This is a genomic window from Acidobacteriota bacterium, from assembly GCA_040752675.1.
GTDB lineage: Bacteria > Acidobacteriota > Polarisedimenticolia > JBFMGF01 > JBFMGF01 > JBFMGF01.
In genome coordinates, this window is record JBFMGF010000105.1 from 1 (window position 1) to 10,227 (window position 10,227).

The following is a 10,227-nucleotide window of genomic DNA, read 5'->3' on the forward strand; positions in this document are numbered from 1 at the left end:
TTCATGATTTCCTCCCACCCTATGGGTTAAGGACAGCAAAGTTGCTGTCTGTTGTTTTTTGTTTCATATCAACAGTATAACTCATTGGGTGGGATTTCTTATGCTAAAAATCGCTCAAACTAGGTTTTACTTATTTTTCAATAAATTAGATTAATTGAAGGCGAATATCAGAAAGAATCTTATTTATGATAAAATAGCAAAAATTTTTTCGCCTATGTAAAGAGAACTCGCAGTTCATGATAGGTTGAAGATATTGATTTCAGAAGGAAACGTTTACGATCTTAAAATCGAAGACCTAGGGTATGGGGGAAGAGGGCTTGCCCGTATCTCCTCCTTTGTCATCTGGGTGGACGGCGCTCTTCCTGGTGATAGAGTGAGGGCAAAGGTAGTCAACAGGAAGCCGAATTACGCACAGGCGAAGGTCCTCGAATTTCTCGAATATTCTGATAAGAGGATCACGCCGAGGTGCAAGCATCACAAAAGCTGTGGAGGATGCCAGCTCATTGAAATGAAATATACCTGCCAGCTTGATTATAAGAAGAAGCAGATCGCCGACCTCCTGATAAGGATAGCAGGAGAAAAGGAACCTAAGCTTAGAGATATTCTTCCATCGGCGGAAATCTATCGATACAGGAACAGAATGGAATTCTCGTTCGGCTTCGATGCAGAAGGCAAGGTGAGCCTCGGTCTTCATCTCCCCGGATGTCACGATATGATTACCGGAATAAGAACATGCTCCCTTCAATCTCTAACGGCCGACAGGATCCTGAAAAGATGTGCGGACTTCTTTTCAGAGCTTGAGGTCAGAAAGAGTTACGGTGGAGAAGAAGATCTCAGGCATCTGCTGATCAGAGAGGGGAGAAAAACAGGCGAATTCCTGGTTGCCTTGACGGGTCCATCGGATTATGAGGATTCCGCCGGTGATCTTGCGGAAGTCCTCAAGAAAGGCTTTCCGGAGGTGAAGACATTTGTCTTTAAGGGAACGGGAGGAAAGAAAGGAATGAAAGGGGAGGATGAAACGAAAGAAGAGAAGGGGAAAGATGTTTCCTTCACATTCATGATCTTTTTCGGTGACGGGACCATCGAGGAAGAGGTCGGGGGCCTCCGATTTCTTGTAGATTCCGACTGCTTCTTTCAGGCTAACACCAAACAGATGGAAAACATTCTTAGGATCGTCCGTGAGTTTGCCGCGGAAGAAGGAGTCTCATCAATCATCGACCTGTATTGCGGTTCAGGGGCTATTTCGCTCTCTCTTTCAAGTATGTCAGGAGAGGTTCTTGGAATAGACAACTCAAGGCCTTCCATCCAGGCCGCCATAAAGAATGCAAGGCGCAACAATATAACCAACTGTGAATTTCTTTGCATGGACGCGGGAGCCGGCACGAAAGGACTTACCTATTCTAATAGCAAGTATGATCTAGCCGTAGTGAATCCTCCAAGGTCCGGGATGCAGAAGAACTTAATTGCTAATCTGGGATCTCTCTCGCCAGATCGGATCATCTATGTCTCCTGCAATCCCTCCACTCTTGCAAGGGACATTAGGTTCCTGAAGGAGCTGGGCTATAAGCTTGTTGAAGTCGTTCCTGCCGACATGTTCCCGCATACCTACCATATAGAATCGGTATCCTACATGAAGAAGAGCGGCTAAAGGGAAAGGGATAACTCGAAAAGGATGCGCTCGGCGGCGATTTTCTTGTTGATGTTAAGATTGAGCGATTCTTTGACTTCCTCTATTATCTCCAAAAGCGATAAAGCTTTTTCTGCCAGCCTATCCTGTTGCTGCATGAGCCGCTCCGTTAGATTCTCGTTGATGAGGAAGGAACGGTCTTTCGCTTCCCGGAGGACGATAATGTCGCGGAAGAGAGAGGAGAGAATATTAAGATCACGCTGGAACTTCTCGACATCCTTTTGCATCTCATCCCCCCATCTCATGGCTCCAGCCAGCTTTCCCTGAGAGGCCTCTTCGACAAGAGCCATCAGCTTCTCGCTTCTTCCGATAAAATCCTCCAAGTCTTCCTGGAGGGCTTTTCCCAGGCTTCCCTCGCTAAGGATAGATAGCTTCCTTGCCTTGCTTTGCTCGAAACCTTTCTTCCGTATAAGGAAGTCCTCTATCTCCCGGGATGGAATGGGGTTAAACGCCAGTCCCCAGCATCTCGACCTGATCGTTGGCAGCAGGGAGTGGTATGCGGTAGTCAGGAGGATGATGACCGCATAGCCTGGAGGTTCCTCGAGAGTCTTCAGAAGAGCGTTGGATGACTCCTCTGTGAGAGTCTCTGCATGGTCAATGACATACACCTTCTTCCTGCTGGAGTAAGGTCTGAAGTGGATGTTATCGATTAGGTTCCTGATCTGATCGATCTTCAGACTGCGTGATTTCTTTTCGTCTTCCACTCTGGAATCGTAGAATTCCGGGAGGATCAGTTGAACATCAGGGCAATTGAGTGAATCGATGGTCCTGCATGTCCTGCAACGATTGCATGGAACATCGATGCCGGATTCGCAGTTGAATCCCTTAGCCATGGTCATCGCCGTCAATTTCTTGCCGACCCCCTCTTTCCCATAGAAGATGAGAGAGGGAAAGAGGGCATCTCCTCGAACTCCCTTCTCCAGGAGCTCTATAACCTTTCTGTTGCCAGCGATCTCTGAAAAGCTCACGATGCTCTAACCCTCACGGTCGATTTTTTCTTTCCACTTCTCTTCAGGAATTCATCGACCTTGCGAAAGACCTCTTGCCGAACCTCTTCGAGATCCCCGGATGCGTCGACAATCTTGATTCTTTTTCTTTCCTTTTTCGCAATATCAAGGTACCCCTTTCGGATCTTTCTGTGAAAGGCAAGTGCTTCTTCTTCGAATCTCCCCTCCTTGAATACTTTCTTCGAACTGTTCCTCTCTCTGGCCCTTTTCAGGCCGATCTCCGGGCTTAGATCGAGCAGAATGGTCAGATCGGGCTTGAGAGGGTGAAGATTTGTCCTGTGCAACCGTTCGATAAAATTCAGCGGGATTCCTCTTGCAAATCCCTGATATGCCTTGGTAGCGTCAGAAAATCTGTCGCAGATGACGATTTCGTTCCTCTCGAGGCGGGGAATTATGACCTCCTGGATGTGATGAACTCTTGCGGCAAGATAGAGGTAGAGCTCCGTATAAGGGTTCATCCCGCTGTTCTTCGAGTCTAGCAGGATCCTCCGTATGGCATTTCCTATCTCCGTTCCTCCAGGCTCTCTGGTGAGAAAGACTTCATATCCTTTTGTTTTCAGATGGCTTGCCAGCTCCCTGGCCTGTGTAGTTTTCCCGCACCCCTCGACTCCTTCAAAAGTGATGAAAAATGACATCGAACCGGCTCCTCTTTCAATGAATTCTCATTATATCGTATTTTGTGGCTTCTAGGTCTTTTCACTGATGTCTCACTTTCATGTATAATAAAAAGCGTGCTCGGAGAGGGGATATGTTCAGATGCTTTCATTGCGGCAGTGATATAGAACTTCAGGAGAAGTTCAGCCGATCCGATGTCTGTCGCCGATGCGGCAGCGCCATCAGGTGCTGCAGGAACTGCCGTTTCTATGACAGGCCATCTCACAATCAATGCCTTGAGCCAGCCGCAGAATGGGTCTCAGACAAAGAAAGATCTAACTTCTGCGAGTATTTTGAACCTTCTGTAAGGACACACGCCAATCTGAGGTCCGAAGAGGCGAAGAAGAAGTGGGACTCACTCTTTAAGAAATAGGTCTACCGCCTGCAAAGAAGGATTTCATCTCCTCGATATCACGTTCGATCTGCTCCCTCAGCTTCTCAAGGTTCTCGAATTTAAGCTCATCCCTTATTCTCTTATGGAAGAAGACCTCGATTTCTTCTCCATAGATGGTTGACTGAAAATCCATGATATGAGTCTCGATACTGTAAGTCTGGAGATTGAAGGTGGGCCTGATCCCGATGTTCGTCACGCTCCTGTGCTTCGAGCCTGCGACCAGGGATTCGGTGATATACACGCCCATTCTGGGAAGGAGCTCATTCCTGGGATGGATGTTTGCAGTAGGGATTTTAATGGTCTTTCCTATCCCTTCTCCCGGCATCACCTCTCCTTCGATGGAGAATAGATGACCGAGAAAGAGAGACGCCCTCTCCACACGGCCATCTTCGATCATTCGACGAATGATGGAACTGCTGACCGTCTCGCCATCGATAATGACCGATTCGATGATGCCCACTTTGAAGCCAAGCTTCTCTCCCAAGGCTGATAGGGTCTTCGAATCGGCGCTCCTGTTCCTGCCGAACCGGAAATTCTCTCCGACATAGATCTCTTCCGGAGTCATTCTGCTAAGAAGGACTTGCGAGAGAAACTCTTCCGCCGTGAGGAGGGAAATGTCCCTGTCGAAGGATATGAAGAGAAGGACGTCGATGCCGGTCGTTTCCAGCATGCGAGTCTTCTGGTGCTTCGTATGGATAAGTCTGAGGGGATAGAAAGGAGCGATGACGCGTGCAGGGTGAGGATCGAAGGTTATCAACACGGTCTTCAAACGGAGTGCCTGCCCTCTCTCCAGCACTTTTTCGATGATTCTTCGGTGACCCATGTGGATACCGTCGAAGTTTCCTATGGTTGCCACGACACGGCCCAGAGGCTCTTTGATGCTTTCTGTCTCGTGTATGGTGATCATCCAATTGCACCGGTATCAAATAAGGTTCAAGACGGGAAGAAGCGTCTGCATAAGCATGTTTGTATAGAATGCCGAGACAACGTCATCCACCATGATTCCCACGCCTCCTTCCATCCTCTCAAAATATCTTGCAGGAGGGGGCTTTATGATATCAATGGTTCTGAAGAGAACGAATCCGATAATGACATTGAAGAGACGTGGCTTGATGAAGAGCATGGCGAGAAGAAATCCAGCTACTTCATCGATGACGACTCGAGGAGGATCCTTTCTCCCATAGAATCTCTCGGCAAAGTCTGAAGCCCAGACTCCTGTAACTATGAGAAGAATCGATGCCGAGATGTAGATGAAGATCGATGCAAATCTGGTAAGGAAGCAGTAGAGAAGAAGACCGCCAGCCGTCCCCGCGGTCCCCGGGATTAGAGGAGAATATCCAGTGAAGAAGAATGTGGACAGGATGATCTTGATTTTTTCCAGGATCGTCAGCTCTTTAAAGTTTTCCAATTATCTTCCCCACCAGGTCATAGGGATGACTTTCCGTGATTTGAACTCGTACGAACTCTCCCGCTTCCGCGCTTCCTTCATTGATGAGGACCCTGCTGTCTATATCCGGGGCTTGACTCTCCATCCTTCCAGATAGAAGGTCATCCGATTCGCTGGAGACCCCTTCGCAGATGAGATCAAATACTTTTCCGACGCGGGATCGGTTTTTCTCAAGCGATATGCCCTGCTGCATTGCCATCAGCGTCCTATACCGCTCTTCTTTGAGCTCTTCCGAGATGCTGTCGTCCAGGTCATAAACTTCGGTTCCCTCTTCGTGAGAATATCTGAAGACTCCGAGATGATCGAATCGCGCTTCGCTACAGAAGGCAAGAAGCTCTTGAAACTCCGCTTCCGTTTCCCCGGGGTAGCCGACTATGACCGCTGTTCTCAGAGTTATCTCCGGGAGATATCTTCTTATCTTATTGATGAGATCCAGATGGGATTTTGAACTTCCCCCTCGCTTCATGCTCCTGAGGATCCGCTTGCTGGCATGCTGGAAGGGGATGTCAAGATAACGGCATATTTTTTCACTCGATGAGATGCTCTTGAGGAGGGAATCGCCGATCCCGGCAGGATGTCCATAGAGGATCCGTATCCAGCGGATTCCTTCTATGGAGGAGAGTTTTTCGATAAGCAACGAAAGGCCGTTCTCCATCCCGAGATCGATCCCGAAGGAGGTTGTATCCTGGGCGATCAGGTTGATCTCCTTCACGCCTGATCCGGAGAGGTTCATTACCTCCTCTTTTATCGAAGCTACGCTTCTTGACCTGTATTTTCCCCTGATCCGGGGAATGATGCAGAACGAGCAGGAGTGGTTGCATCCTTCCGCGATCTTGACGTAAGCGTAAAATCGCGGGGAGGAAAGAAACCTTGGGGAGCGCTCCGAGTAGAGATAGCGAGGAGAAGAAAAACGATCGGGAGGCAGCGTTTTCTTATCTTGGCGGCAAACCTCCGCGATCCTCTCTACATCATTAACGGAGAGGAGGTGATCCACTTCTGGGATTTCCCGTTGCAGTTCGGAGCAATATCTCTGGGGGAGGCATCCCGCGACGATCAGCTTTTTGAGTGATCCCGATTTTTTCAATTCGGCGACTTCGAAGATAGTCTCAAGAGACTCCCTCTTGGCCGCTTCGATGAACGAGCATGTGTTGATGATGATGATCTCCGCTCCGGAAAGGTCGGAGGTGATCTCGTACCCGTCCTTCTGAAGTACTCCTATCATGACCTCGCTATCCACCTGGTTCTTCGGACATCCTAGACTTATCAAGCCGACTCTATTCTTTACATACTGCTGAATCATATATCCTGAAACTGAAAGAAAACGGTTCGTGACGCTTTTCCTGGTGATGCCACCCTTGCTTATAAGTCTGATCTGCTTCGCGATACTTTCTCATGAAATCTGATGCTGAGCGGTATGCGATGCAATCAGGGATAAATTCGGTTCAGCGTCCGCGGAAAGGGTATAGCTTCTCGAAGATGACTGACCCCTGTAATCCAGGCGATGACCCTCTCTATCCCCATACCAAAGCCAGAATGGGGGACAGAACCGTACTTCCTTATATCGAGATACCACTGGAAAGCCTCCGCGGGAAGATTGTATTCTTGAATCTTCTTGAGTAGAAGATCATGATCGTGGATTCTCTGGCTTCCTCCGATGATCTCTCCGTATCCCTCCGGTGCGATGACATCGACGCAGAGGACTTTGTCTGGATTCTGGATGTCTGGTTGCATATAGAAGGCTTTGATTGCAGCAGGGTAGTGGTGGATCATCACCGGTCTATCAAACCCTTCGGATAGGATTGTTTCATCGGTCCCGCCAAAATCATTTCCATATTCGAAGGGGATACCTCTGGATTTAAGCATCTGCGCCGCTTCATCATAGCTGATTTTTGGGAAAGGCTTCTTGACGAGTTCCAGCTTCTTTGTGTCTCTTTCCAGCGTCTTCAACTCCTCGCCTTTTCTTTCAAGGACTCTCTCGACGATGTAGATGACGAGGTCCTCTGCCAGTTCCATGATGTCATCGAGATCGGCAAAAGCGACCTCGGGCTCGATCATCCAGAATTCCGTCAGGTGGCGTCTCGTCTTGGACTTTTCCGCTCGAAAAGTCGGGCCGAAGCAGTAGGTTCTCCCTAAAGCCATGCATGCCGGCTCCTGATAGAGCTGCCCGGATTGCGTGAGATAGGCTTTTGAGCCGAAATAATCAGTTTCAAAAAGCGTTGATGTCCCCTCACATGCGGCAGGAGTGAAAATCGGGGAATCTACCAGGATAAAATGCCTGTCATAGAAAAAATCTCGTATGGCTTTGATGACTTCATCCCGAACCTTGAGAACCGCATGCTGTCGCGATGACCTTATCCAGAGGTGTCTATTGTCGAGGAGGAAATCGACGCCGTGTTCCTTTGGCTGGATGGGATATTCTTCCGCCATCTGGATGAGTCTGATCTCCTTGAGGATGAGTTCGAATCCTCCTGGAGCACGACTGTCCTTGTGGACCGTCCCCCTCACTTCAAGGGATGATTCCTGTGTAATCTTCTCGCAGAGCTCGAACTGGGAAGGGGGCAGATCTGCAGCGCCTGCAACGCACTGGCAGTAGCCCGTTCCATCTCTCAGGACCAGGAATCTGACCTTTCCAGATGAGCGTCTGTTGTAAAGCCACCCCTTCAAGGTGACTTCTTTCCCTTCATGCTTAATAATATCCTCTATGTAAGTATGCTTCATCATGATAATCTCTGATCAATATATAGAGATAACTTCTGTCAATAAAAACTTCTGACCGTTATTCCTCTTTTTCCTCTTTGGAAATCTTTGCCTGGGAGATGATCTTCTGCTGAATATGCGCTGGAACCTCGTCGTAGTGAGAGAACTCCATGCTGTAGGAACCTCTGTCGCCCGTTATGGATTTAAGGGTAGTCGCGTATGTGAGCATTTCTGACATCGGCACCTGTGCCTTGATAACCTGCGCCGATCCCTGTGAATCCATCCCCGAGACCTTGCCTCTCCTGCTGTTCAGGTCGCCCATGATATCTCCCATGTATTCATCCGGGGTGATGATCTCGACGTTCATGATAGGCTCCAGAATTGTGGGACTTGCTTCCTCCATCGCCTTTTTAAAGGCCATCGATCCAGCTATCTTGAATGCAAGTTCGGAAGAGTCGACAACATGGTAGGAACCGTCTACCAGGGTTACTCGGAAATCAACAACCGGGTATCCGGCGAGGAGGCCCTGCTGTCTCGCCTCCTGGATCCCTTTTTCCACGGCGGGCCTGAAGTTCTGCGGGATAGCCCCGCCAAAGATCTTATCGATGAATTCAAAATTGGAACCCCTTGGGAGCGGTTCCATGATGATCTTGCAATCACCGTACTGGCCGCGCCCGCCCGTCTGCTTCTTGTATTTTCCCTGTGCTTCCACCTTTTTCTTGATGGTTTCCCTGTACGGCACCTTTGGCTGCTTGAGTATGGCGTCCACGCCGAACTTCTTTTTCATCTTTGAAACAACCACTTCCAGGTGTGCCATTCCAGAGCCTGATACGAGGAGCTCGTTGGTTTGCTGATCCCGATTGATTCTCAGTATCTGGTCCTCTTCTGCGATCTTCTGGAGGGCAATGGAGATCTTGTCCTCATCCCCCTTGGCCTTGGGTTCTATGGCGAATGAGATGGCTGGTTCCGGAAAGAGGACTGGCTTGATGATTATCGGGTTATCCTTGTCGGAAAAAGTATCTCCTGTCTTCGTTTCCTTGAGTTTTGCCACTGCGGCGATATCCCCTGCGATGACCTCTTCAGCAGGGGTCTGATTCTTCCCTTGAAGGAAAGATAGGCCTCCCAATCTCTCGTTAATCTCTCTGCTAGCATTGTAAACAGTTGAATCGGATCTGATTGTGCCGGAATAGACCCTGATGAGGGATATCTTGCCTGCATAGGGGTCCGCTATTGTCTTGAAGACGAAGGCGGAATAAGGCTCTTCTTTCGATGGTTTCCTGGCTATTTCTGATTTATCCTTCGGGTTTATACCAGTGACATCCTCCCTCTCTCCAGGGGAAGGCATGAAGTTGATGATAGCATCCAGGATAGGACCTGTCCCGATATTCCTGGAGGCTGAAGCGCAGCAGACGGGGAAGATTCGTCTCTGAATGACCGCTTGCTTTAGCCCCGAAGTTATCTCATCCAAGGTGAGCTCTCCCTTTTCAAAAAAGGTTTCCATCAGCCTGTCATCGTTTTCTGCTATCAACTCGACAAGCTGATCTTTCATGGTTCTGGCCTCTTCCTTCAGCCGATCCGGTATCTCCAGCTCGTTACATTTTCCGCTCGCATCACTTTCAAAATGGAGAGCCTTCATGTTGATCAGATCGATCACTCCCCTGAACTCGCTCTCGGTGCCTATCGGGATCTGAATGGGAATCGCAGTCCTTCCAAATATCTTATGGAGGGACTCGATGGCCCTTTCGAAATTTCCCCGCTCTCGGTCCAGCTTGTTGATGACGAAGACTATTGGGATACCGAACTCTTCCGCATACTTCCATGTCCGCTCAGTTTGGACCTCGACCCCGGATACTCCGCATACGACCATCAATGCTCCATCGGCAACTTTGAGGGCTCCCCTCGCTTCCGCTATGAAATTAGCATAACCAGGCGTGTCGATGAAATTGAGCTTCTTCTTTTTATATTCGCAATAGCAGATTGCTGTGTTAATTGAGATCTGCCTTTCGATCTCTTCTTCGTCGAAGTCTGTAATAGCAGTTCCGTCGGCCGTTTTCCCGAGCCTGTTTACGATTCCCATGGAGAAGAGGAATGCTGAGACGAGGGATGTCTTTCCAGCGCCTCCATGCCCGATAAGGGCGATGTTCCTGATATCAGCAGTGTTTTGGACCTTCATCATCCGCTCCTTTCCGATCCGATCATCAAATTGGTATGAAATTACTAAAGTGCCATTTGGCACTTAGATAGGAATGAGCGATTTTTAAGGTTTTCTTCATTGCCATCATTCTACTGAAAACTCTCTCAGAAGAAAAGCAAAGATTCTCTGAAGCAGAAGTCATCATAC

9 protein-coding genes are annotated in these 10,227 nt (G+C 48.7%); 2 read left to right on the forward strand and 7 right to left on the reverse strand.

The window, feature by feature from the left end:
- Window positions 1–253 precede the first annotated feature (253 nt).
- Complete coding sequence (gene rlmD / locus AB1756_09595; GenBank protein ID MEW5807582.1) at window positions 254–1,648, forward strand: 23S rRNA (uracil(1939)-C(5))-methyltransferase RlmD; 1,395 nt, start codon at window positions 254–256, stop codon at window positions 1,646–1,648.
- On the opposite strand, the gene AB1756_09600 is transcribed toward rlmD, so the two are convergent.
- Together AB1756_09600 and tmk are read right to left on the reverse strand one after the other, a co-directional pair.
- Window positions 1,645–2,655, reverse strand: a complete 1,011-nt coding sequence (locus AB1756_09600; GenBank protein MEW5807583.1) for a hypothetical protein — start codon at window positions 2,653–2,655, stop codon at window positions 1,645–1,647. The two genes, rlmD and AB1756_09600, sit on opposite strands and share 4 nt — an antisense overlap.
- The gene (tmk, locus tag AB1756_09605; protein MEW5807584.1) at window positions 2,652–3,329 is read right to left on the reverse strand and encodes a dTMP kinase; all 678 of its coding nucleotides are present in this window, start codon (window positions 3,327–3,329) and stop codon (window positions 2,652–2,654) included. The genes AB1756_09600 and tmk overlap by 4 nt, the downstream gene beginning before the upstream one ends.
- A 113-nt stretch (window positions 3,330–3,442) precedes the next feature.
- Between tmk and AB1756_09610 the strand changes: the two genes are divergently transcribed.
- Window positions 3,443–3,721: a hypothetical protein gene (locus AB1756_09610; GenBank protein ID MEW5807585.1), complete on the forward strand. Its 279-nt coding sequence runs from the start codon at window positions 3,443–3,445 to the stop codon at window positions 3,719–3,721.
- On the opposite strand, the gene AB1756_09615 is transcribed toward AB1756_09610, so the two are convergent.
- The 5 genes from AB1756_09615 to fusA form a co-directional block, all read right to left on the reverse strand.
- Entirely contained in the window at window positions 3,711–4,649 is a 939-nt protein-coding gene (locus AB1756_09615) for a bifunctional riboflavin kinase/FAD synthetase (GenBank protein ID MEW5807586.1), read from the reverse strand. The two genes, AB1756_09610 and AB1756_09615, sit on opposite strands and share 11 nt — an antisense overlap.
- Before the next feature lie 15 nt (window positions 4,650–4,664).
- Window positions 4,665–5,150: a phosphatidylglycerophosphatase A gene (locus AB1756_09620; protein MEW5807587.1), complete on the reverse strand. Its 486-nt coding sequence runs from the start codon at window positions 5,148–5,150 to the stop codon at window positions 4,665–4,667.
- Window positions 5,137–6,489 (reverse strand): 30S ribosomal protein S12 methylthiotransferase RimO, encoded by a 1,353-nt coding sequence (gene rimO / locus AB1756_09625; GenBank protein MEW5807588.1) that lies wholly within the window; start codon window positions 6,487–6,489, stop codon window positions 5,137–5,139. Before rimO ends, AB1756_09620 begins: the two co-directional genes overlap by 14 nt.
- A gap of 125 nt (window positions 6,490–6,614) precedes the next feature.
- Window positions 6,615–7,910 (reverse strand): asparagine--tRNA ligase, encoded by a 1,296-nt coding sequence (asnS, locus tag AB1756_09630; GenBank protein MEW5807589.1) that lies wholly within the window; start codon window positions 7,908–7,910, stop codon window positions 6,615–6,617.
- 55 nt (window positions 7,911–7,965) lie between these two features.
- The gene (gene fusA, locus AB1756_09635) at window positions 7,966–10,059 is read right to left on the reverse strand and encodes an elongation factor G (protein ID MEW5807590.1); all 2,094 of its coding nucleotides are present in this window, start codon (window positions 10,057–10,059) and stop codon (window positions 7,966–7,968) included.
- Window positions 10,060–10,227: the final 168 nt, after the last annotated feature.

Bases quoted from the DNA above. Each gene is read 5' to 3' on its own strand.
- tmk (MEW5807584.1), bottom strand. From the start codon at position 3,329: ATGTCATTTTTCATCACTTTTGAAGGAGTCGAGGGGTGCGGGAAAACT.
- AB1756_09615 (MEW5807586.1), bottom strand. From the start codon at position 4,649: ATGATCACCATACACGAGACAGAAAGCATCAAAGAGCCTCTGGGCCGT.
- rimO (MEW5807588.1), bottom strand. From the start codon at position 6,489: ATGATTCAGCAGTATGTAAAGAATAGAGTCGGCTTGATAAGTCTAGGA.
- AB1756_09610 (MEW5807585.1), top strand. From the start codon at position 3,443: ATGTTCAGATGCTTTCATTGCGGCAGTGATATAGAACTTCAGGAGAAG.
- asnS (MEW5807589.1), bottom strand. From the start codon at position 7,910: ATGATGAAGCATACTTACATAGAGGATATTATTAAGCATGAAGGGAAA.
- fusA (MEW5807590.1), bottom strand. From the start codon at position 10,059: ATGAAGGTCCAAAACACTGCTGATATCAGGAACATCGCCCTTATCGGG.